The sequence below is a fragment of the Bacillota bacterium genome (genome assembly GCA_030019365.1).
Classification (GTDB): domain Bacteria; phylum Bacillota; class Sulfobacillia; order JACIYH01; family JACIYH01; genus JACIYH01.
Map to the genome: position 1 here is coordinate 259,305 of JASEFA010000003.1, position 23,189 is coordinate 282,493.

Annotated in this window: 17 protein-coding genes; 15 read left to right on the forward strand and 2 right to left on the reverse strand. The window is 69.4% G+C overall.

Annotation, left to right across the window (positions count from 1 at the left end; all coding sequences use genetic code 11):
- Window positions 1-51 precede the first annotated feature (51 nt).
- The 9 genes from purS (at window position 52) to QME70_07425 (ending at window position 10,396) form a co-directional block, all read left to right on the forward strand.
- Window positions 52-294: a phosphoribosylformylglycinamidine synthase subunit PurS gene (gene purS, locus QME70_07385; GenBank protein ID MDI6894416.1), complete on the forward strand. Its 243-nt coding sequence runs from the start codon at window positions 52-54 to the stop codon at window positions 292-294.
- Window positions 295-330: 36 nt separating this feature from the next.
- On the forward strand, window positions 331-1,026 hold the full coding sequence (purQ, locus tag QME70_07390; protein MDI6894417.1) for a phosphoribosylformylglycinamidine synthase subunit PurQ: 696 nt from the start codon (window positions 331-333) through the stop codon (window positions 1,024-1,026).
- Between the two features lie 55 nt (window positions 1,027-1,081).
- Complete coding sequence (gene purL / locus QME70_07395) at window positions 1,082-3,415, forward strand: phosphoribosylformylglycinamidine synthase subunit PurL (GenBank protein MDI6894418.1); 2,334 nt, start codon at window positions 1,082-1,084, stop codon at window positions 3,413-3,415.
- Between the two features lie 132 nt (window positions 3,416-3,547).
- Window positions 3,548-4,948: an amidophosphoribosyltransferase gene (gene purF / locus QME70_07400; GenBank protein MDI6894419.1), complete on the forward strand. Its 1,401-nt coding sequence runs from the start codon at window positions 3,548-3,550 to the stop codon at window positions 4,946-4,948.
- A 36-nt stretch (window positions 4,949-4,984) separates the two neighbouring features.
- Window positions 4,985-6,070, forward strand: coding sequence for a phosphoribosylformylglycinamidine cyclo-ligase (gene purM, locus QME70_07405; protein MDI6894420.1), 1,086 nt, complete (start codon window positions 4,985-4,987; stop codon window positions 6,068-6,070).
- A gap of 123 nt (window positions 6,071-6,193) precedes the next feature.
- A complete protein-coding gene (gene purN, locus QME70_07410; protein ID MDI6894421.1) occupies window positions 6,194-6,823 on the forward strand; it encodes a phosphoribosylglycinamide formyltransferase in 630 nt (209 codons plus the stop codon).
- A 1-nt stretch (window position 6,824) separates the two neighbouring features.
- Window positions 6,825-8,471: a bifunctional phosphoribosylaminoimidazolecarboxamide formyltransferase/IMP cyclohydrolase gene (purH, locus tag QME70_07415; GenBank protein MDI6894422.1), complete on the forward strand. Its 1,647-nt coding sequence runs from the start codon at window positions 6,825-6,827 to the stop codon at window positions 8,469-8,471.
- A 24-nt stretch (window positions 8,472-8,495) separates the two neighbouring features.
- Window positions 8,496-9,860 (forward strand): phosphoribosylamine--glycine ligase, encoded by a 1,365-nt coding sequence (gene purD, locus QME70_07420; GenBank protein MDI6894423.1) that lies wholly within the window; start codon window positions 8,496-8,498, stop codon window positions 9,858-9,860.
- Window positions 9,857-10,396, forward strand: a complete 540-nt coding sequence (locus tag QME70_07425; protein MDI6894424.1) for a QueT transporter family protein — start codon at window positions 9,857-9,859, stop codon at window positions 10,394-10,396. Before purD ends, QME70_07425 begins: the two co-directional genes overlap by 4 nt.
- A gap of 13 nt (window positions 10,397-10,409) precedes the next feature.
- On the opposite strand, the gene QME70_07430 is transcribed toward QME70_07425, so the two are convergent.
- Window positions 10,410-12,353, reverse strand: a complete 1,944-nt coding sequence (locus QME70_07430) for a helicase-associated domain-containing protein (GenBank protein MDI6894425.1) — start codon at window positions 12,351-12,353, stop codon at window positions 10,410-10,412.
- Between the two features lie 40 nt (window positions 12,354-12,393).
- Entirely contained in the window at window positions 12,394-14,169 is a 1,776-nt protein-coding gene (locus tag QME70_07435; protein ID MDI6894426.1) for a helicase-associated domain-containing protein, read from the reverse strand.
- Between the two features lie 64 nt (window positions 14,170-14,233).
- Between QME70_07435 and QME70_07440 the strand changes: the two genes are divergently transcribed.
- The 6 genes from QME70_07440 to QME70_07465 all read left to right on the forward strand — a co-directional run bounded on the left by QME70_07440 (window position 14,234) and on the right by QME70_07465 (window position 23,176).
- Window positions 14,234-14,731 carry a GNAT family protein gene (locus tag QME70_07440; protein ID MDI6894427.1) on the forward strand — a complete coding sequence of 166 codons (498 nt, stop codon included), beginning with the start codon at window positions 14,234-14,236 and terminating at the stop codon, window positions 14,729-14,731.
- A gap of 36 nt (window positions 14,732-14,767) precedes the next feature.
- A complete protein-coding gene (locus QME70_07445; GenBank protein ID MDI6894428.1) occupies window positions 14,768-16,525 on the forward strand; it encodes an ABC-ATPase domain-containing protein in 1,758 nt (585 codons plus the stop codon).
- Between the two features lie 166 nt (window positions 16,526-16,691).
- The gene (locus QME70_07450; GenBank protein ID MDI6894429.1) at window positions 16,692-18,203 is read left to right on the forward strand and encodes a TldD/PmbA family protein; all 1,512 of its coding nucleotides are present in this window, start codon (window positions 16,692-16,694) and stop codon (window positions 18,201-18,203) included.
- On the forward strand, window positions 18,197-19,534 hold the full coding sequence (locus QME70_07455) for a metallopeptidase TldD-related protein (protein ID MDI6894430.1): 1,338 nt from the start codon (window positions 18,197-18,199) through the stop codon (window positions 19,532-19,534). The genes QME70_07450 and QME70_07455 overlap by 7 nt, the downstream gene beginning before the upstream one ends.
- Before the next feature lie 380 nt (window positions 19,535-19,914).
- Complete coding sequence (locus QME70_07460) at window positions 19,915-20,643, forward strand: hypothetical protein (protein MDI6894431.1); 729 nt, start codon at window positions 19,915-19,917, stop codon at window positions 20,641-20,643.
- A gap of 25 nt (window positions 20,644-20,668) precedes the next feature.
- Window positions 20,669-23,176: a 3'-5' exonuclease gene (locus QME70_07465; protein MDI6894432.1), complete on the forward strand. Its 2,508-nt coding sequence runs from the start codon at window positions 20,669-20,671 to the stop codon at window positions 23,174-23,176.
- Window positions 23,177-23,189 lie beyond the last annotated feature (13 nt).

Below are 23,189 nucleotides of genomic sequence, written 5' to 3' on the forward strand. Positions count from 1 at the left end.
ATCGCCCCCGGGCAGGGGGCTACGGACACCGGGCGGGTTTTTCTGGCGCTGGTGAGGGTCACCCTGAAGGAAGGGGTGCTCGATCCTCAGGGGCGTACCATCGCGGGTGCCCTGCAGTCGCTGGGTTACCAGGGCGTGGAGGCGGTCCGGGTCGGCAAGCACATCCAGATCAGGTTGAGAGGGGCCGACTACGCCGAGGCCCGGCGCCAGCTCACCGAGATGGGGCAGCGCCTGCTGGCCAACCCGGTGCTGGAGGACTTCCGCTTTACGGTGGAACCGGGCACGGAGGCCTGACACTGTGGGGCCGGCGGTGGGCCGGGGGGTCAAGACGTGAAGTTCGGAGTGGTCGTGTTTCCGGGGTCAAACTGCGATGCCGACTGCTACCACGCCATCGGGGTGGCTACGGGGGCGCGGGTGGATTACGTGTGGCACCGGGATACGAAGATATCCGGGTTTGACTGCCTGGTGCTGCCGGGTGGCTTCTCTTACGGCGACTACCTGCGCACGGGGGCCATCGCCAGGTTCTCGCCGGTCATGGGCGAGATTTCCCGCTTTGCGGCTGACGGCGGGCTGGTGCTGGGGATATGCAACGGCTTTCAGATTCTGCAGGAAGCCGGTCTCCTACCGGGAGCCATGCGTAAGAACGAGAGCCTCACTTTTCGCTGCCACTGGACCTGGCTGCGGGTGGATGACAGCGGCACCCCCTTCACCTGCCTGTGCCGGAAGGGACAGGTGCTGCGCATCCCCATCGCCCACTACGAGGGGAACTTCTACCTTCCTCCGGAGGAACTGGCTGCGGCGGAGGAGCGCGGGCAGGTGGTGATGCGGTACTGCACCCCGGCGGGCGAAGTGGTTCCCGAGGCGAACCCCAACGGCTCGGTGGGGAGCATCGCCGCGCTGCGCAATGCCGCCGGCAACGTCCTGGGCATGATGCCCCACCCGGAGCGGGCTGCGGAGGGAGTCCTGGGCAGTGAGGACGGCAGGCTGATCTTCCAGTCGGTGACGGAATGGCTCCGCCGCCGCTAGCCGCCGGCGACGGGGCCCGCGCCAGGGGAGGATGAGGGGCGGGAAGATGGCTGGGTTGAGCCAGGACGAGAGCGAGGCCCGCCGGCCATGGCGGGAGCTGGGGCTGACCGACCACGAGTACAGGCTCATCGCGGACGGACTGGGGCGGGAGCCCAACTGGACAGAACTGGGGATGTTCTCCGTGCTGTGGTCCGAGCACTGCGCGTACAAGCATTCCCGGTTGCTCCTGCGCCAGCTGCCTTCACAGGGACGGCGGGTGCTGCAGGGGCCGGGCGAAAACGCGGGGGTGCTGGACATCGACGAACCGGTGGCGCTGGCCGTGCGCATCGAGTCCCACAATCATCCCTCGTTCGTGGAACCCTTCCAGGGCGCTGCTACCGGCATCGGGGGGATAGTGCGGGACATCCTGGCGGTGGGGGCGCGGCCGGTGGCCCTCCTGGATTCCCTGCGCTTCGGCGACCCCGCCTCCCCGCTCACCCGCTACCTGTTCGGCGGGGTGGTGGCGGGTATTGCTTCGTATGGCAACAGCATCGGGGTGCCCACCGTGGGGGGCGAGGTGGTCTTCGCCCCGGTATACCAGTACAATCCCCTGGTGAACGTCATGTGCCTGGGGCTGGTTTCCCGCCACCGCCTCATGAAGGGGCAGGCGGCAGGCCCGGGCAACGCCCTGCTCCTGGTGGGATCTCCCACCGGGCGGGACGGCATCCACGGGGCGGGGCTGCTGGCGTCCCGTACCTTCGACGACAGGGCCGCTGAGATGCGGCCGGCGGTCCAGGTGGGCGACCCCTTCATGGAGAAGACCGTGATCGAAGCGTGCCTTGAAGCCCTGGAGACGGGGGCGGTGGTTGGCCTGCAGGATCTGGGAGCGGCCGGCCTGACCTCGGCGTGTGCCGAGGCAGCCGCCCGGGCCGGCACCGGGGTGGAAATCGATATTTCCCTGGTGCCGCGCCGGGAACCGGGGATGACTCCCTTCGAAGTGATGCTGTCCGAGTCTCAGGAGCGCATGCTCCTGGTGATCGAGAAGGGCCGCGAGGAGGAAGTGTTGGGGGTGTTCCGGCGCTGGGACGTCCCCGCCACCATGATCGGAAGGGTGACCGGGGGAGGCACCTTCCGCGTGCGCGACGGGGATCGGGTGGCCGCCGAAGTACCGGCGTCCCTCCTGGCGTCGGGCTCGCCGGCATACACGCCCCCGCAGGAGGAACCGGAGGAAGCTGCCCGCGCCCGAGCGCAGGACCCCGCGGCCGTGCCGGTGCCGGCGGAGGAAGCCTTCCCGGCCATCCTGGAGAAGCTGCTGGCCTTGCCCGGCGTGGCCAGCAAGGAGTGGGTGTTCACCCAGTACGACCACATGGTGCAGATCAACACGGTGGTGGCACCGGGGGCCGACGCGGCCGTCCTGCGCCTCAAGGGGACGTCGCGGGGCATCGCCGTCTGCACCGACGGGAACGGCCGCTGGTGCTGGCTCGATCCCCGCGCGGGGGGTGCGGCCGCGGTGGCCGAAGCGGCCCGTAACGTGGCCTGCGTGGGGGCAGAACCTATCGGGCTCACCAACTGCCTGAACTTCGGGAGCCCGGAGGATGCCGGCGTGATGTGGCAGTTCGCCCGCGTCATCGAGGGGATGGCCGAGGCATCCCGGGAGCTGGGGGCGCCCGTCACGGGGGGAAACGTCAGCTTCTACAACCAGACCGGGAAGCAGGCGGTGTATCCCACCCCGGTGGTGGGGATGGTGGGGCTGTTGGGGGACGTGGCCCGGGTGGTAACCCCCGGGTTCAGACGGGCGGGCGACATGGTGGTCCTGCTGGGGCCTCCCCTGCGCCCCGATACCGACCGGGGCTGGCAGGGCCTGGGCGGCTCCGAGTACCTGGCGGCGTGGCACGGCATGGTGGCGGGGCAGCCGCCCATCCCCCACTTCAAGGCAGAGAGAGCGCTGATTGCCCTGCTGGTGCAGGCGGCCCGAGAGGGTATCCTGGCTTCGGCCCACGACGTATCCGACGGAGGCCTGGCGGTGGCCCTGGCCGAGTGCTGCTTTGCCGCGGCCCCGGCCGGGGGCTGCCTCGACGCGGCCCGCCCGGCATCGACCCCGGCAGACGGGGTCCTCCTGGGCGTGGAAGTGGACGTGCCGGCGGCGGGGGTGAGGCCCGACGCCCTGCTGTTCGGCGAGAGCACGGGGCGGGTGGTGGCGAGCTGCCGACCCGGCGACTGGCCCCGCCTCGATCATCTGTCGCGGGCGGTGGGAGTTCATGTCCAGCCGGTGGGCTGGGTGCGGGGTGAGAGTCTCTCCCTCGGTGTGAGTGGCCGGGTCCTGGTGGACGTGCCGGTAGCGCGCCTCTGGGACCTGTGGCGCGAGAGCATCCCTCGCCTGGTCGCCGGGCACGACCCCGCCCCACCGTGATTTGCCGTGGTGGTGCCGCGGCACCGGGTGGCGGCACCGGGCAGCCGGGGTGGCAGGGTGGCCGGACCGGGGGGCCGGACCGGGGGGCCGGGGTGGGGAGATTCCCGGGTAGTTGGGCGGGGAGGTGGCGGGTTGCGCGAGGAATGCGGCGTGTTCGGGATCTGGGGACATCCCCAGGCGGTGGAGCTGACCCACGTGGCCCTGTTCGCCCTGCAGCACCGGGGCCAGGAGAGCGCGGGGATAGCCAGCGTCAGGGACAGACACCTGCGGCTGCACAAGGGCATGGGCCTGGTGTCCGAGGTTTTCGGCGAGGCCGTGCTGCGCGACATGGCGGGAGAGGCCGCCGTCGGGCACGTGCGCTATTCCACCTTTGGATCATCCGACCCGGTGAATGCCCAGCCCCTGGTGATCCGCTACCACCGGGGTATGCTGGGCCTGGCCCACAATGGCAACCTGGTGAACGCCCCCCAGCTGCGGGATGAACTGGAAGCCCAGGGGTCCATCTTTCAGACCACCCTGGACACGGAGGTAATCGCCCACCTGATCGCGCGGCGTCCATCTCGTGAACTGGCGGAAGCGGTGGCGGGATCCCTGGCCGAGGTGAAGGGAGGCTATGCGCTCCTCTTCCTCAGCCCGGGAGCCCTGATCGGAGTCCGCGACTCCAACGGTATTCGTCCCCTCTGCCTGGGGAAGCTGGACGGGGCCTGGTGCCTGGCCTCGGAAACCTGCGCTTTCGATGCGGTGGGGGCCGAGTTCGTGCGGGAGGTGGAGCCCGGGGAGATGGTGGCGGTCACCCCGGGGGGGATGGTCAGCCGGCATGTCACCCCGGCCGGTCGCCCCGCCCTGTGCGTGTTCGAGTACATCTACTTCGCCCGTCCGGATTCCGACCTCGACGGGTTGAACGTGCATTCCGTACGCAAGCAACTGGGGAGGGTGCTGGCCCGTGTCCGGCCCGTACCGGCCGATCTGGTGACGGGGGTTCCTGACTCCAGCGTGTCCGCCGCGACGGGGTATGCAGAGGAGGCCGGCATCGCCTACGAGGTGGGCCTGGTGAAAAACCGCTACATCGGTCGTACCTTCATCGAGCCCCGGCAGGAGGGGCGCGCTCGGGCCGTGCGCCTGAAGCTCAATCCCCTGCGGCGGGTGGTGGAGGGTAAGCGGGTGATCCTGGTGGATGATTCCATCGTGCGGGGGACCACCTCCCGGTACATCGTGGGCCTGCTGCGGGAGGCGGGCGCCCGCGAGGTGCACCTGCGCATATCCTCGCCGCCGTACCGCTTCCCCTGCTACTACGGCATCGACACCTCCGCCCACGGCGAGCTGGTGGCGGTTAACAGGGGCGTGGAAGAGATCCGCAGCCTGGTGGAGGCCGACAGCCTGGCCTACCTGCCGGTGGAGGGACTGGCCGAGGCGCTGGGACGGCCCCTCGACCGTTACTGCCTGGCCTGCTTCACCGGCGATTACGTGGTGCCCGTTCCCGTGCCCCTGGACAAGCTCTTCTTCGAGCGCGGCCGCCTGCCCCGGGAGGTGTGACCGGTGCGGCAGTGCTTCCCCCGGGAGGTGTAAAGCGTGCGAAAGGGCGGCAGTTGCTCCGGCAGCAAGAGTGGTGGCGCCCCACCCGGTTCCCTCGACTACCGGAGCGCGGGCGTGGACGTCCAGGGGGGGAACCAGGCGGTGAAGCTCATCGCGCCCCTGGCCCGGGCCACCTTCCGGCCGGAGGTGCTGGGTGACATCGGCGGTTTCGGGGGGTTCTGCCGTCTCCCCGCCGGCTACCGGGAGCCGGTGCTGGTGGCGGGGGCCGACGGGGTGGGGACCAAGCTGAAAGTGGCATTTGCCCTGGGCAGGCACGACACGGTGGGCATCGACTGCGTGGCTATGAACGTCAACGATGTCCTCGCCCACGGCGCCGAGCCCCTGTTCTTCCTGGACTACCTGGCGGTGGGGAAGCTGGACCCCAAGCAGGTGGCAGAGGTGGTGGCAGGGGTGGCGGAAGGCTGCCGGCAGGCAGGGTGCGCCCTGCTGGGAGGCGAGACCGCCGAGATGCCGGGGTTCTATGCCCCGGGCGAGTACGACCTGGCCGGGTTCGCCGTGGGGGTGGTGGAACGGTCGTGGCTCACCGATGGTTCCACCGTGCGCCCCGGAGATGTGGTGCTGGGGCTGGCCTCCTCGGGGCTCCATTCCAACGGCTTCTCCCTGGTCCGCCGCATCCTCCTTCTCGATACCCCGGGCGGGCGGGATCGGCTGAGCCGGCCTGCCGCTGAGTTGGGGGAAAAGACTCTGGGCGAGGTCCTCCTCGAACCCACGCGCATGTACGTGCGGCCGGTGCTGAGCCTGCTGGCGCAGGTACCGGTGCGTGCCATGGCCCACATCACCGGGGGAGGGCTGGTGGAGAACGTCCCCCGTGTCATCCCGCGGGGGTGCCGGGTGATCATCCGGAGGGACTCGTGGCGGATCCCGGAGATCTTTCACCTCCTTCGGCGGGAAGGGTGCGTCCCGGACGAGGAGATGTGGCGCGTGTTCAACATGGGCCTGGGATTCGTGCTGGTGGTCGATGCGGATGGGGCCGATCTGGCGACGGAAATCCTCTCGCGGGCCGGGGAGCAGGTCTACCGGATCGGCTCAGTGGAGCCGGGCGACGGTCTTGTGCTGCAATGATGCCCACTGATGGTCGCCCGCCGGGGAATCCGGCGCCGGAGTGAGGCCGGTCCCACGGTCGCTCCCGGGCGATGCGGCGCCGCGCGGTGGTCTTCAGATGCGGTGCGGCGGGGGGGAGGGGACGTGCTCAATTTAGGGGTGCTCGCATCGGGACGGGGCACGAACCTGCAGGCGATCCTGGATGCCTGCGCCCGCGGGGAGATTCCCGCCCGGGTGGCGGTGGTGGTGAGCGACAACCCGGGAGCGGCGGCGCTCGTGCGCGCGCGACGGGCGGGGGTTCCGGCTCTGTTCGTGGATCCCCGCGGCAGGAGAAAGAAGGAATTCGAGGCAGAGCTGAGCTGTATCCTGAGGCAGCACGGCGTGGGGCTGGTGTGCCTGGCGGGGTACATGCGGATGCTGGGGCGGTCCTTCCTGGAGGAGTGGGAGGGAAGGGTGCTCAACATTCACCCCTCGCTCCTGCCCGCCTTTCCCGGCCTGGAAGCTCAGCGGCAGGCGTGGGAATACGGGGTGAAGGTAGCCGGCTGTACGGTCCACTTCGTGGTACCCGAAGTTGACGCCGGCCCCATCGTGCTGCAGGCGGCCGTCCCCGTTCTGGGGGATGATACTCCCGAGACCCTGGCCGGTCGCATCCTCGAGCAGGAACACCGCATTTACGTGGAAGCCATCCGCCTGTATGCGGAAGGACGCCTGCGCATCGAGGGGCGCCGGGTGACTGTCCTGCCGCCCGCCGGCGAGCACCAGAGGAGGGGATGAGATGGGAGAGCGGCCTTGGGCGCTCCTGAGCGTCTGGGAGAAGGCGGGGCTGGTGGATTTCGCCCGCGGCCTGGTCGACCTAGGGTTTGACATCCTGGCTTCCGGAGGCACGGCCGACCACCTGGCCCGGTCCGGGATACCGGTGAGCGGGGTCGAGGACATCACTGGCTTTGGCGCCCTGCTCGACGGCAGGGTGAAGACCCTCCATCCCCTGGTCCATGCCGGCATTCTGGCCCGCCGCGACAACGCTTCCCACATGGCCCAGTTGCGCGACCGGGGTGCCCGTCCCGTCGACCTGGTGGCGGTCAACCTGTATCCGTTCCGTGAGACCGTGGCCCGGGGAGCCGGCCTGGACGCCACCCTGGAGATGATTGACATCGGCGGCCCCGCCCTGCTGCGGGCGGCGGCAAAGAACTTCCCCCATGTGCTGGCGGTGTGCCGGCCCGACCAGTACGCCGTGGTGCTGGCAGCTCTCCGCAGGAAGGCCGCGGGACGCCTCCCTCCGGACGAGGAAGGGTGGCTGCGCCGGAGCCTGGCCGGCGAAGCGTTCCGGCACACCATGGCCTACGACTATCTGGTCAGCCAGTACCTCTCTGCCGCCGGCCAGACGGCCGCCGCGGTGGAGCCAGTTGCCGGTGCCGCCGCCGCGCCCACCGCGGGCGGCGTGGGCTTCCCGCGTGAGCTCCACCTGGGTTGGGAGCTGGTGCGCGCGTTGAGGTACGGGGAAAACCCCCACCAGAAGGCGGCTCTGTACCGTGCCCTGGGGGTGCCCGAGACGGGCCTGGCCGCGGCCCGGCAGGTTCAGGGTAAGGAGCTTTCGTACAACAACCTGGCGGACGCCAGCGCTGCCTGGGCCTTGGCCTGCGAGTTCGGCGATTCCCGGCCGGTGGCGGTGGTGGTGAAGCACGCCATGCCCTGTGCCTGCGCCACCGGAGCGGATGCGGTCGCCGCTTTCCGTTGCGCCCGCGAGGGAGATCCGGTTTCCATTTTCGGGGGAATCGTGGCGCTCAACGTGCCGGTGGACGAGGCCACCGCCGAGGAGATGGCCCGCATCTTCCTGGAGGTGGTGGTGGCCCCCGCCTTTACGGACGAGGCCCTCTGGCATCTCCGCCGCCGGCAGAACGTGCGCCTGCTCCAGGTGCCCGCCGCGGCCGCGGGCGATGTGGCATGGGGGCCGGCTGCACGGGGATGGTACCTGCGGCAGATCGAAGGTGGCCTGTTGGTGCAGGAGTACGACCGCCCGGTCGACGGCGACGATCCCGCCGGCTGGCGCACGGTCACCGTTCGGCGCCCCACCTCCCGTGAGCTGGCCGACCTGGCCTTTGCCTGGAAAGTGGCCAGGCACGTCCGTTCCAACGCCGCCGTGCTGGCCAGGGACGAGGCTACCGTTGGGATAGGGCAGGGTCAGCCCAACCGGGTGGATGCCGCCCGCCTGGCCGTATCGCGGGCGGGTCCGCGCGCCCGTGGTGCCGTGATGGCTTCCGATGGATTCTTTCCCTTCCCGGACGCGGTGGACGAGGCGGTGCGAGCGGGCGTCACCGCCATCGTGCAGCCGGGCGGCAGCATGCGGGACGGCGAATCCATCGCCGCCTGCGACCGGGCCGGCCTGGCCATGGTGTTCACCGGGGTCCGCCACTTCCTGCACTGACTCAGGGTGGGAGGGATGATGGCCGTGAAGGTGATGGTGGTGGGAGGGGGCGGAAGGGAGCACGCCCTGGTATGGAAACTGGGTCAGGGGTCGTCGGTTAGCGGGCTTTTCTGCGCACCCGGGAATGCGGGGACGGCGGCCCTGGCCACCAACGTAGACGTCGCCGCTACCGATCTGGAGGGCCTGTGCGCCTTTGCGTCTCGGGAAGGCATCGACCTCACCGTGGTGGGACCGGAAGAGCCCCTGGTGCGCGGCGTGGGAGATGCATTCAGGCGGGCGGGCCTCCTCCTCTTCGGCCCGGGTAGGGAGGCGGCCCGGATTGAGGGTAGCAAGGCTTTCGCGAAGGAGTTCATGGCCCGCCACGGGATCCCCACCGCTCCCTTCCGGATCTTCGATGATGCGGGCCGGGCGCGCGCGTACATAGAGTCCCGGGGCCGGCCCGTGGTGGTGAAAGCTGACGGGCTGGCCGCGGGCAAGGGTGCCTTCGTGTGCGCCTCGCCGGACGAGGCGGTGAGGGCTGCCACCGACCTCCTCGAGCACGGGACTCTGGGGGAGGCCGGAGGGGTGGTAGTGGTGGAAGACCGTCTCGAGGGAGAGGAGCTCTCCGTCCTCGCCCTCTGCGACGGTGAAAGCTGCATGCTGCTCCCCGCTGCCCGCGACCACAAGCGCGTCTTCGACGGCGACGCCGGTCCCAACACGGGCGGTATGGGCGCTTACGCTCCGGTGCCGCTGCCGGCCGGCCTGCTGGACGTCGTCCGGGACAGGATCATGGCGCCTGCAATCCGGGGGATGGCCCAGGAGGGTTTCCCCTACCGCGGGGTCCTGTACGCCGGGCTGATGCTCAGCCGGGACGGGCCGGCCGTGCTGGAGTTCAACTGCCGCTTCGGGGATCCCGAGACGCAGGTGATCCTTCCCCTCCTGGACGAGGACCTGGGAGAGTTGCTTGCCGCCGCCGCCCGGGGAGAGCTCCCCGGGCGGGAAGTGCGGCTTCACAACCGGTACGCCGTGTGCGTGGTGATCGCTTCGGGAGGTTATCCCGGGCCCTACCGGCGGGGAGTGCTCATCACCGGGCTGGACCGGGCGGCAGAAGTAGCCGGGGTGGTGGTCTTCGAGGCCGGCACGGCCTGTGACGCGGAGGGCAGGCTGGTCACCGCGGGCGGCCGGGTGCTGGGAGTGACGGGATGCGGGCAGAGCCTGGAGGAGGCCCGTGAGCGCGCGTACCGCGCCTGCGCCCGCATTTCCTTTGCAGGGATGCACTTCCGCCGCGACATCGCCGGCAGCGCCCCGTCCGCAGCCGCGCCAGGCCCGCCAGGCCGCGCCACGCCCCCGGCGCAATCGGGCCTGCACGGCGCGGTCCCATGGGTGAGCGGGCCGGGTGGGCAGCCGTGAGCGCACCTGACCGGGAGTCCCGGCATGGCCAGGGGGGCGCGGCGCGCCCGGCGGCTTACTGGGGGCGGGTGGCTCTCATCGGTGCTGCGTACGCCGCCCTCACCCTGCTTCCCCCGTTGCGGGCGATAAGCTACGGCATGATCCAGGTGAGGGTGGCGGAGGCTCTCACCGTGCTGCCCTATGTCACCCCGGCGGCCATCTGGGGCCTGTTTGTGGGATGCCTGGCCGCCAATGTGGCTGGCGGCCTGGGCCCGGTCGACATGGTGCTGGGCAGCCTCACCACCCTGGCGGCTGCCTGGCTGACGTCCCGGGTGAGGCCCGCCTTGCTGGCGCCCCTGCCCCCTGTCGTCCTGAACGCTCTGGTGGTCGGCACCTATGTGCCCAGGCTGCTGGGCCTGAGTGTTCCCCTTCCCCTGGGTTGGGCGTGGGTGGGCCTGGGCGAACTGGCTGCCTGCTACGGCCTGGGCTACCCCCTGCTGGCCTACCTCTCCCGCCGCCAGCGTCTCCTGTCCCTCCTCCGGGGCACAGCAGGGTAACTTTGCCCGACGACTACCGGCGGCCGGGGAGGTCAAACCAGTCGGAGGGGACGACGCGGATGGGTGGCTGGGTGGGCGCGCGGCCGGGTGAGATTTGGCCCTGGCGCTGCCCCCGCATCGTGGCTGTGGTCATGCTCTCTTGCCCTTTGTAGGGTGCGGTTGCGGAGAGCGAGCTTGCGAAGTGGGTGGTTGACGAGGTTCCTCCATCGAGGGGCGCGGCCACCTCCACTTGCGCCCGGGGCAGAAACCCTTCCTTCTCCAGGAGTTCAGACAGGACGGTGAGGTCCCCCTCGCGCAGGATGAGGTCGCAGGGGGTGAGTTCCCCCGCCAGGTACGGCTGCAGGCGCGGTGAGGCTTTGAGGTGGGCGGCGGTCTCGGGGTCGGCGCAGCGCAGGAGGTGAAAGCGGGCCAGCCACACCCGCCCGTATGCGGCTGCCCATTCCCGGATCGAGGCCTCCACGTTCTGGGGGAGCGGATGCTCGCTGCCCTTCCCCAGCACGGCGAGCAAGGCCTCACCGTCCATCCCCGCCTTCATGGCCTGGTAGACGGAGCTGCGGTTGATCTGGAACAGCAGGGCCTGGTCGGCCTTGATCAGATCTGCGAGGGTGCCCACCTGCAGCAGGATACGGGGGTGCAGCGTGAAGGGAGCCACCACCTCGAAATTGGGTGCCACAATGAATGAGGTTTCGTCCTGGGGAAGCAGTTCTGCGAGAAAGGCTTCCGCGCCACCGAATACGGCTTCCAGATAAGCCCTCCCGAGGGGCGTGAGGCGCAGGGCAGTGAGCTTGTGGTCGGGGCCCTCTGCCTGTTCGAGTATACCGAGGAACTCCAGGCTGTGGATCCACTGGGTGAGGGGCTGCGCAGTGAGGCCGGCGGGGAGGGAACCGGTGCCCGGAACCGGCAAGGCGCGATGGACGGGGAGCCACCGGCCCGGGGGCACCCAGAACAGCATCTGGAGCAGGGTGAACACGTTCTGGTACCAGTTGGCGCCTCGGTGGATGAGCTGCTCCACCATGTCCAGCCAGCGCTCGGCCCACGACAGGCCAGTCCACCTCTGCAGGACAGGGGTCACCGCCACCCCGTCGGGCTGGTCCTCTATCAGGTGGCGGGCGAGGGCGTAGTCCCAAAGGACGCTCATGCGGGCAGCCAGGCAGTCTTCCCGCGGGAGCCCGCTGTCAGTGGGACCCCAGCCGGGCCAGCCCAGCAGACGGGCCAGGCGCATCTGCTGGCGGCGGTAGATGTCACCCTGGCGGGTGAGCCTGATTTCCCCCCGGGTGACCGCCAGCAGGAACAGGTGCAGATCGCGGATGGCGGTGGGCCGGTGCCCGGGACTCCGGTGCGCGGCTTCGGGCAGGGCGGCTTCCCCTATCACGGGGCGGAAGAATATCTCCTCTGCCGCCGCGCGCACGTCCCGGGGGATGAAGTACACGGCCCGGTAGTCGTAGTGGCCCACGAATACCAGGGCTTTGCGGCGCAGGGAATCAAAGGTGGGCTGAAAGCGCCGGTGGCGCTGGCCGGTGATTTCCCCCAGGGTGGCCCAGCACTGTTCCACGGGGATGCCCCTGCCCGCGTTGAGGGCTCCCACCAGCCAGAGGGCTGTTTTCTCCGGGGAATCGAGCCCCCCCAGCACCCCGGCCAGGTGCTCAGGTTCCAGGAGGGATCCCAGCACGTCCTCAAGGGAGCCCAGGGCGCCGTGGCGGGCGCGCAGCGAATCCAGGTACCAGGGAGGCGCCGCAGCCAGGCATTCGACCAGGGCAGGCGCGGCGGGAAGGAAGGTATCCAGGCCCCGCACCTGTATCGGCGCAGGACGGGTCCCGCCGTGGTGGTCTGCCGGGGGCTCATCCATGCGGGCCCGACCCGCTGGGGCGTCGCCTGCGGGGGTCTCAGCCATGCGGGTCCGGCCCGCCGGGGCGTGACCGCTGGTATTGGTGTTCCGCCTGACCGAAGTTGCGCTCACGGTGGAACCTCCCTCCCGTGTGGGGGCAGCTGCACTCCAGTCACCTCCGGCCCTTCAGCGGGGCCGCGCCCGCAGGGGGCGGCGGCTCGCTCGCCGGGGGGAGCGCGGCCCGTCCTGCCAGCACTTCCTGGTCGTAGTGGATGGAGTAACGGTAGCCCTGTTCGGTGAGGAAGAGCTGGCGCTTCTGTGCGAAATCCTGCTCCTTGGTCTCCCGGGACACCAGCGTGTAGAACGTGGCCGGGATGCCCGAAGCCTTGGGCCGCAGGATGCGCCCCAGGCGCTGGGCCTCCTCCTGGCGCGACCCGAAGGTGCCGGATACCTGGATGGCCACGCTGGCCTCGGGCAGGTCCAGGGCGAAGTTGGCCACCTTGGACACCACCAGCAGGCGCAGGTCTCCCTCGCGAAACTGGCGGTAGAGCTTCTCGCGCTCCCGGTTGGGCGTGGTGCCGGTGATGAGCGGTGCTCCCAGGGATTCGGCGATCTGCGCCAGCTGCTCGAGGAACTGGCCGATCACCAGGATACGCTCCCCCGGGCCGCGCCCGTGGACCGTGCGGTTGCCCAGGTGGAGCTTCACCACATGGTGGACGAGGGGGATCTTGGCCGGATTCTCCGAGGCCAGGCGGAATCGGGACCGTTCGTCGGAGACGGCGTAGAGCAGGCGCAGGTCCTCCGGCATCCTCACCCTGATCTCGTGACAGGTGGCCTCCGCTATCCAGCCCTGTTTCTCCAGCACCTTCCAGGCCACGTCGTACCGCTTGGGGCCGATGAGGGAGAAAACGTCGTCCTCCCGGCCGTCTTCCCGCACCAGGGTGGCGGTCAGGCCCAGACGCCGGCGAGCCTGGATTTCGGCTGTGGCCCGGAACACCGGTGCTGGTAGCAGGTGCACTTCGTCGTATATGATGAGGCCCCAGTCCTCCCGGTCGAACAGCTTCAGGTGGGGGAAATCCTCGCTCTTCCTGGGGTGGTGAGTCATCACCTGATAGGTGGACACGGTCACCGGACGAATCTGCTTCTCCTCACCCGTGTACTCTCCGATGTCGTCGGGCAGGAGCGAGGTCTTGTCCAGCAACTCGTCTCGCCACTGGCGAGCCGCGGTCACCCCCGTGCACAGGATCAGGGTGCGGGTGCGGGCCTGGGCCAGCACGCTCAACCCCACGATGGTCTTTCCCGCCCCGCAGGGGAGCACGACCACCCCGCTTCCACCTGCCGGGCCCCCGCCCTTCCAGAAGCGATCGGCCGCCTCCCGCTGGTACGGTCGTAACGCGAAGGGGGAGCCCACCCGCGTCGCGGCGCGCAGGGAGATGTCCAGCGGGGCGCCGGGCGTGTAGCCGGCCAGGTCCTCCACCGGCCAGCCCACCTTGATGAGGGCCTGCTTGAGGTGACCGCGGCGCCCCGGGGCGACGTAGATGCCGTCAGCGACCTGCTCCTCCAGGTAGGGTTGCACCTGGCGCTGGTTCCATATCTGAGTGAGGAGCACGGGATCGCGGGAACGCAGGACCAGGCGGTCGCCGTCCCGGTGCAGTTGGAGTTGGCCGTAGCGGCCCACGTACTCGACGATATCCCGGCGCAGGTTCTCGGGCACCGGGTAGCGCGAATGGGCGTCGAGGACCCGCAGGATGTCATCGGCGGTGAGTCCCGCCGCCGCCGCGTTCCACAGGGAGAGGGGTGTGATGCGGTAGGTGTGGACGTGCTCGGGACTCTTCTCCAGGTCGGCGAAAGGGGCCAGCGCGTCGCGGGCATCCTCATACCGGGGATGATCTACTTCCAGCAATATGGTACGATCACTCTGGACGACCGCCGGTCCCTGCGCCGCCACGGTTCTCCCTCCGGTGCCGGCCACCCGGCCGCCATCTGCAATCCAGCCAGGAGCGGGCCCAAATATGTATCTTTTCTCTGCCCATATGCCCCCATCCTGCACGATCCAGGACGAGGGGCTGCAACTGGAAAGGGAAGCCGGGTTCTTCCTGGTCGAGGTGCCGTTTGCGGTTCGCCTGCCCGACGGCAGGCGGGTGGGCACGGTGGCCTACCGCAATCTCAGCCGGCGCCGGGCGAGTGCTGAGATCGGCATCGAGCTGTATCCCGATTATCGGGGTCAGGGCGTGGGACCGCGCGCCATCCGGGCCCTGCTCGGATACCTGTTCGACACCCTGCATTTGCGGCGCGTGTGGCTGCGGGTGATGCCGGACAACGAACGGGCCATCCGCTGCTATGAAAAGTGCGGGTTCCGGCGGGCCGGATACGGTAAGGCGTACCTCTTCGTGCCCTGCCTGGTGATGGAGACCACCGCCGACGAGTTCCGCCGGGCACCCGTGCCGCCGCAAGGCGAGCGTTCCACCACGCCATCCCGGGGTGAGCGTTTCACCGCCCCATCCCCGTGAACGTTCCCCAGTGCTATGCCGAGGTGAGGGTTGACGATGGCAACGGCCGAGGATCTCAGGAGCATCCTGCGACGCATTGACGGTCGCGGCTACAAGGCCTACCTGGACATCAAGGGAACCTACCAGTTCCCCGGATTCCGCCTGCACGTCGACCGCGTGCAGGGCGACCCGTTCGCTTCCCCTTCCGAGGTCCGGGTGGTGGTGCCGCAGGACCTGGCTCGCTTCCCCCAGGAGCTCTACCGGAGCCGGGCGCGCCGCCTGGGCCTGGAGGATTTTCTCCTGCGCACCCTGGCTGCCGCCCTGCGCCGGGAGGCCCGGGGCCACCGGGGCACGGGGACGAGTGGCCTCATGGCGGTAATGCCTTACGGTCAGGAGATCCTGTGGCGGTCGGCCCTTTCCGTGAGCGCCGAGCGGGTGGAGGCCAGGCTGGCGGTGGGGCTTCCCGCAGCCGGTCGCACCGTGCTGGGGCGGGAGGCGGAGGCCATGCTCCTGGGGGAGCTGACCCGGGCGGTGACCGCGGCGCTGTACTGGGAGAGGGTCGATCGGGAGGGGGCGCAGCGCTGGGCCCGCCTGGCGGAGGACCAGGAGTACATAAGGTCCGAGCTACCCGGGCGGGGGCTGGTGGCCTTCGTGGCTAACGGTGCCATCCTTCCGCGCGAAAGCGGCGTCTCCGATCGCCCGCTCCGCCAGGGGCGGGTGATCCCCTTCGAGTCGCCCCCCTCCCTGGAGGTGGAGTTTGTGCTCCCCAACGGCGGCCCGGTGCGGGGGATGGGCATCCCGCGCGGCGTCACCCTCATCGTGGGGGGAGGGTACCACGGCAAGTCCACGCTCCTTCGCGCCCTGGAGCGGGGGGTCTACGACCACATCCCCGGCGACGGCCGGGAACTGGTGGTGACGGTGGCAACGGCGGTCAAGATCAGGGCCGAAGATGGCCGCCGGGTCGAGAAGGTGGACATCAGCCCGTTCATCTCCTACCTGCCCTTCGGGCAGGACACCCGGTGTTTCTCCACGGAATCCGCCTCGGGGTCCACCTCGCAGGCGGCCAACATCGTGGAGGCCCTGGAGGCGGGTGCCGACGTCCTGCTTCTGGACGAGGACACCTCCGCGACCAACTTCATGATCCGGGATGCCCGCATGCAGATGCTGGTTTCCCGGGAGAAGGAGCCGATCGTCCCATTCCTGGATCGGGTGCGTTCCCTGTGGGAGCGCCTGGGAGTATCCAGCGTGCTGGTCATGGGGGGATCGGGTGATTACTTCGACGTGGCGGATACCGTCCTCATGATGGACGCCTACCGTCCCCACGACGTCACGGCCCGGGCGCGCGAGATCGCCGCAGGGGTGCCCAGCCGCCGCCGGCCCGAGGAGCCAGGCCCCATGGAGCGCCCGGCTCCCCGCATTCCCGTGGGAGATTCCCTGGATCCGACCAGGGGCGGTCGCATCAAGATCGCCGCCCGCGGCACCGAGCACATACGCTTCGGCCGGGAGGACATCGTGCTGGACTGTGTGGAGCAGATCGTGGACGAGGGGCAGGTCCGCTTCATCGGTGATGCCCTGTACTGGATGGCCCGCAGCTGCCTGGACGGCCACCGCCCCCTGCGGGAGGCCCTCGGCGTTCTGGTCGCCCGCCTGGAGAAGGACGGCCTGGACGCAGTCGCCCCAGTCGGACCGCCGCCCGGGGATTATGCCTGGGCGCGTCCCCTGGAGGTGGCTGCCGCCCTGAACCGGGTGCGCACCCTCCGCGCCCGCCTCACCGCGCCGGCGGCGCCTCCGGTGAGGGAGGAATACTTTGGGTGACGTGGAATCCACCAGGGGCTGGTGGAGCAGCCCTGCCCGTGCGGTATAGGCCTGGGGCTGGTGGAGCAGCCCTGCCCGTGTGGTACAGGCCTGGGGCTGGTGCAGCGGCCCGGCCCGTGCGGCGAACGTTACCGCCGATGGGAAATGGGGAGACGGGGGTGATGGGATGCGAGAAGTCGCGCGCAAGGCACTGGATGCGGCGCGCGCCCGCGGGGCGGCCTACGCCGACGCCCGCGTGGTGACCCGCCGCGAAGAAGATGTGGTCACCAAGAACGGTAAGGTCGAATCGATTTCCGCGTCGCAGTCGCGCGGCATCGGGGTGCGCGTCCTGGTGGACGGGGCGTGGGGCTTCGCCTCCAGTTCGGCGCTGGATGACCGCGAGGTGATGCGCATCGCGGAGAAGGCGGTGGAAGTCGCCCGTGCCAGCGCCCTGGTGAGATCCGACCCGCCCGTCGAGCTGGCTCCCGTGGATGCGGTGGAGGACCGCTGGGAGTCGCCGGTGAAGGAGGATCCCTTCTCGGTCAAGCTGGAGGACAAGATCGACCTCCTCCTGAAGGCGGACCGCCTGATGCGCAAGGATCCCCGCATCAGGGTGGCCCAGGGCTCGGTGTCGGTGTTCCGCGAGGACAAGGTCTTCGCCAGCACCGAGGGTACTTACGTGGAGCAGAGCAAGACGGAGACAGGTGCCGGGATCTCTGCCCTGGCCGCCGAGGCGGGCGAGGTGCAGCGCCGCTCCTATCCCTCATCTTTCGGCGGTGACTATGCCGCCAGGGGATACGAGTGCGTGCGGGAGATGGACCTGGTCGGCCACGCCGAGCAGGTGGCGGACGAGGCGCTGGCCCTGCTGCAGGCCCCGCAGTGCCCGTCGGGTACCACCACCGTGATCCTGGGGTCGGGGCAGCTGGCCCTCCAGGTGCACGAGTCGTGCGGCCACCCCAGCGAACTGGACCGCGTTTTCGGCACCGAGGCCTCCTACGCCGGGACCAGCTTCATCACGCCCGACAAGCTGGGCAAGCTGCAATACGGCTCCGCGGCGGTGAACATTGTGGCCGACGCCACCATCCCTGGGGGCCTGGGCAGCTTCGGTTACGACGACGAAGGTGTCCCCGCCCAGCGCGTCCCCCTGGTGCGCAACGGTCTCTACGTGAACTACCTCACCTCGCGGGAGACCGTCGCCCGCCTCGCCCGCCACCTCGACCGTGGCGCGGCCGCCACGGCGGGCGGTGACGCAGCGACCGGCGCGCAGGGCGTCAGGGCCAACGGGACCATGCGGGCCGACGGCTGGAACCGATTGCCCATCATCCGCATGACCAACATCAACCTGGAGCCGGGGGACTGGAGCCTGGACGAGCTCATCCGCGACACCCGTGACGGGATCTACATGGAGACCAACAAGTCCTGGTCCATCGACGACAAGCGCCTCAACTTCCAGTTCGGCACCGAGATCGCCTGGGAGATCAAGGACGGTTCCCTGGGGCGCATGCTCAGGAATCCCACGTACACGGGTATCACCCCGGAGTTCTGGGGCTCCTGCGACGCCGTCTGCGACCGCAAGCACTGGCACCTGTGGGGACTGCCCAACTGCGGCAAGGGCGAGCCCCCCCAGGCGGCCCACGTGGGGCACGGGACCGCGCCGGCACGCTTCCGCAACGTCAGAGTGGGGGTGGGAAAATGGTAGGCAAGGAGGCCGCACTGGCCCTGCTGGGGAAGGTGCTGTCCCTCTCCCCCGGGGACGCCACCGAGGCCATGGTCTACGGGGGTGACTCTTACCTCACCCGCTACGCCTGCAACTACATCCACCAGAACGTGGGCGAGCACAACACCAGCCTCACGGTGAAGGTGCGCTTCGGGCAGAAGGTGGGGCAGGCCACCACCAACCGGCTGGACGATGCCTCCCTCGGGGAGGTCGTGCGCCAGGCGGCGGAGATCGCCCGCGTGCAGCCCGACAACCCGGAGCTGCCGCCCCTCCCCGAGCCGCGCGACATCCCGGTGGTGGATGCCTTCGTGCCGGCCACCGCGGAGTGCACCCCGCTCGACCGCGCGCGGGGGGCACGGGAGGTCATCGAGATCGCCCGTGCGATGGGATTTGAGGCTGCCGGCGCTTTCTCCACCACGGCCGCGGAGATAGCGGTGGCCAACAGCCGCGGCGTGCGCGCCTATCACGCCGGCACCATGGCCGTCCTGTCGGCGGTGGTGATGGCCCCCGATTCCGCCGGGTTTGCGTCGGCCGCCTCCACCGACGTGGGGCGCGTCGACCCCCGCGCCGTGGGGCAGCGTGCTGCCGCCAAGTGCCGCGACAGCCGCAACAGCGTCAAGGTGGAGCCCGGCGAGTACGAGGTGGTGCTGGAGCCTCTGGCGGTGGCCGACCTGGTGGAGTACATTGGGCGGCTGGGCTTCTCCGCGGAGGCCTACCAGGAGGGGCGCAGCTTCGTGTGCGGCAAGCTGGGCGAGCAGATCATGCATCCCACGGTGACCATCTGGGATGATGGCGCCGACAGGCGCGGATTGCCCCTGCCCTTCGACGCCGAGGGGGTGCCCAAGCAGAAGGTGGTGATGGTAGGCGGCGGCCGGGCCAACGCGCTCGTGTACGACAGCCGCACCGCCCATCGCGAAGGCAAATCGAGCACCGGCCACGCCACCACGTGGGGATGGTGGTCGGGTCCCATGCCCAGCAACCTGTTCATGGCCCCCGGGGATGCCACCCTGGAGGAGATGATCGCGTCCACGCGCCGCGGCATCCTGGTGACCCGGTTCCACTACACGAACCCCGTGCATCCCGTGCGCGGCATCATCACCGGCATGACCCGGGACGGCACCTGGCTGATCGAGAACGGCGAGATCCGCACCCCGGTGAAGAACTTCCGCTTCACCCAGGGGCTGGTGGAGGCCTTCTCCGCCGTGGAGGCCATCGGGCGTGAGTTGGTGCTCGTCAGTGAAGGTTTTGGCAGCACCGTGGTGCCGGCGCTCAAGCTATCGCGCTTCAACTTCACCGGCGTCACCGAATTCTAGCCACCGCCGCAACCACCCTCCCCAATGAAATGATGCGGCCGGCATTGCGTCAAGAATGACGCAGCCAGGGCCTGGCTAATGCGTCAGGAATTGACGTGGCCAAGGCCGGGGTACCGAGTCAAGAAATGACCCCGGGCGGGCCCTGACGGCGGATCAAAAAATGGCGCCGAGTAGGCTCGGATGGTGCATCAAAAACTGACGCGGCTACGGTAGGGATGCCACGTCAAAAAATGACGCCGGACCAGTCGGCGGGTCGGGGATGGGTAGGAGGAATTCGACAGGTCCCTGCCAAATATGTCAGTATGAGGAAGCTGCTGTCGGTGCCGGCCGGGCTGGCAAGCGACCGTTCGTTGCCATCCCCAGCCAAGGGAATCTACCTCGTGCTGGCGAACCTTGGTGCCCAGGAGCGACCGGACGAGCCGATCTGTGCGCGGCCAAAGACCCTGCTTGAGGCTACCGGACTGAACCATCCCCTGACGCTCAAGCGGTGGCTGGCCAGACTCGAGCAGGCGGGGTGGATCCGGATTGAGCCTGCTGGTCGTGGCGCAATGTTGATCTCGCTCACCAGCCCGGGCCAGGTAGAACTAGCCGAGGTGATGAGGCGTCTGGAGTCAGCCGACTTCAAAGGTCAAGCCCTAACCCGGGAATGGGCGAGGCGGCTGGTGGTTGATCGGCCGTATCAGGAGAATGCGGAGCCTCCGTTCTTGGTGAATCCCCTGACCAGCTGCCCCCTGCAATACGACATTTACTTTCCACCGGATGTGGCCATCGAGTTCAACGGGCCCCAGCACTACGGCCCCACCGAGAAGTATCCGGATGCTGAGGCGGCCACCATGCGCAGGGCCCTTGACCTCATCAAGCTCGGCCTGAGCGTCAGGCACGGTGTGCATCTGGTGATCATTGACCCGGAGGACCTGACTCTGGAGCGGATGCGCGCTAAAATCAAGGGGCTGCTGCCCCTGCGCCCGGTCGAGGAGGATGACCCGGTCATACGGTACGTCGCCAGGGTCAGCAACGCCTACATCAGGCAGTGCAGGCGGGAACGTCGCCAGGAGTCCGCGGAGATGGGGTGGTCAGGGATGGGGAGGCGTGGCGCTCCGAGGGGTTGATGCAGGGAAGTCAGGAGGCGGATTGGTGGGGGCACGGAAGCGAGAAGGCTGGGAGAGAGAACTGCTGGAGGGCTTGAATGAGGCGCAGCGGGAGGCGGTGACCTGGCCGGGGGGACCGCTGCTGGTGCTGGCGGGGGCGGGGTCGGGCAAGACCAGGGTGCTGGCCTACCGCATCGCCTGGTTGATTGCCGGCAGGGTGCCGCCCGACGGCATCCTGGCCATGACCTTCACGAACAAGGCGGCGGGCGAGATGGCCCAGCGCGTGCAGGATCTGCTCCACCGGTGCTTCCCCGGGCTGGCGGGGCGTGCGGGCGAGGGTGGGGCCAGCCAGCAGCAAGCGGCCCCTGCCGGTCGCAGCGAGGCGCTCGGCGGCTGGGATGGCGCCGCCGGTGGTGGCGGGGTGCGCGGCGGCGGGGATGGCGCCGCCGGTGGTGGCGGGGGTGCGTGCGGCGGCGGGGATGGTGCCGCCGGTGGTGATGAGCGGGGGCGGCAGATGTGGATGGGGACGTTTCATGCGGTGTGCGTGCGTATCCTGCGCCCCCATGCCGAGAAGCTGGGGTATGGCAAACGCTTTGGGATAGCCGATGCCGACGACCAGGCTCAACTGGTGCGCGCCATCGTCCGCGACCTGGGGGTGGAGGAGACGCACAAGCCGGGTGGGGTGCTGGCGGTGATCGGGAGGGCCAAGGACCAGCTGGTGACGCCGGGGGAGTACGTGGCGCGGGCGCGAGGCTTCTGGGAGGAGAAGACGGGGGAGATCTACCGCCTTTACCAGGACAGGCTGCGGGAGTCCAATCTGATGGATTTCGATGACCTGCTGCTGAACACCGTGCGCCTCTTCGGCGAGCATGACGAGGTGCTGGAAGGATATGCGCGGCGGTTCCTGCACATCCTGGTGGACGAATTCCAGGACACCAACCGGGTGCAGTACATACTGCTGCGACAACTGGCGTCCCACCACGGTAACCTCACCGTGGTGGGGGACGATGACCAGTCCATCTACGGATTTCGGGGGGCCGACCTCCGGAACATCCTGGACTTCGAGCATGACTTCCCCGGGACCCACGTGGTGCGGTTGGAGCAGAACTACCGGTCCACCCAGGTGATCCTGGACGCCGCCCACGGGGTGATCAAACACAACCGCGGCCGCAAGGGGAAGCGGCTGTGGACGGAACGGGATGGGGGGACCCCCGTGTTCCTCTACCGGGCCGAAAACGAGCACGACGAGGCGCGGTTCATCGTGCGGGAGGCCGAGCGCCTGGTCGAACAGGAGGGTCACCGCCTCTCGGACGTGGCGGTGCTGTACCGCACCCACGCCCAGTCGCGCGTCCTGGAGGAGGCCTTCCTCCGCCACGGGGTGGCCTACGTGGTGGTGGGGTCGGTGCACTTCTACCAGCGCAGGGAGATCAAGGACGTCCTGGCCTACCTGCGGGCGGCCCTCAACCCCCGCGATGACGTCAGCACGGAACGCATCATCAACGTACCCCGCCGCGGCATCGGGGAGGAGACGGTGCGCCGGCTCAAGGATTTCGCCCGGCGCGAGGGCATTGGCCTCCGGGAGGCGGCCGCGCACCCCGCCGACGCCGGATTGGGGAAGGCGGCGTGCCGCCGGGTGGAGGAGTTTGCCCACCTGCTGGATGAGGTCGAGCAGCGCCTGGATCGGCCCGTGCACGAGGTGATCGGCTGGGTACTGGAGCACACCGGGTATCTGGCCGAGTTGCAGGCGGAACGCACGCGCGAGGCCGGGGACCGCATCGAGAACCTGCGCGAGCTGGTCAACTCGGCGGCAGAGTTCTCGCAGCGCTCGCCTGACTACAGGGCGGAGGCGTTCCTGGCCGAGGTGGCCCTGTTCACCAGCGTGGACGCGACCCGGGCCGGAGGGCCCGCAGTTACCCTGATGACGCTGCACGCGGCCAAGGGCCTGGAGTTCCCGGTGGTGTTCCTGGCCGGGCTGGAGGAGGGGGTTTTCCCGCACACCCGCTCCTTCGAGAGCGAGGACGAGCTGGAGGAGGAGCGGCGGCTCTGCTACGTCGGCATGACGCGCGCCCGCGACCGCCTCTACCTCACCCACTCGCGCCACCGCCAGCTCCACGGCGGCCGGGTGATGCCGTCCCGGTTCCTGGAGGAAGTCCCACGCCGCCTGGTGGAGGAACTGGCATCCCCCGACGAGTTTTCGTATGTCGGAAGCGGGGCCCCGCACCGCGATGTGGCCGCCCCCACGCGCCGCAGGGGCCATGGTCGCACCCTCGATGGCTCTGCGGCCAGCGCCTCCGCTCGTGGGGCCTCTGCCGCTCTGGCCGGCGGTACCCCGGTGGATGAGGTGTCGGCCGGCCGGGGGGGGAAGTTATGGCGGGGAGAGCCCCTTGCGCCGGGGCGCAAAGTGAGGCATCCTCATTTCGGGACAGGCGTAGTGCTGTCCTGCCGGGGCGAGGGCGAGGACGCCGAAGCGAAGGTGGCGTTCTACGAGAACGGCGTCCGGACCCTGGTGGCGCGATACGCCCACCTGGACCTCGTCGGGGAAGATGGGAGATGAGCAGGGGATGGGG

Excerpts from the sequence above, each read along its gene's own strand:
- purH (MDI6894422.1), top strand. The coding sequence starts at position 6,825 with ATGGGAGAGCGGCCTTGGGCGCTCCTGAGCGTCTGGGAGAAGGCGGGG.
- QME70_07440 (MDI6894427.1), top strand. The coding sequence starts at position 14,234 with ATGTATCTTTTCTCTGCCCATATGCCCCCATCCTGCACGATCCAGGAC.
- QME70_07445 (MDI6894428.1), top strand. The coding sequence starts at position 14,768 with ATGGCAACGGCCGAGGATCTCAGGAGCATCCTGCGACGCATTGACGGT.
- QME70_07450 (MDI6894429.1), top strand. The coding sequence starts at position 16,692 with ATGCGAGAAGTCGCGCGCAAGGCACTGGATGCGGCGCGCGCCCGCGGG.
- QME70_07455 (MDI6894430.1), top strand. The coding sequence starts at position 18,197 with ATGGTAGGCAAGGAGGCCGCACTGGCCCTGCTGGGGAAGGTGCTGTCC.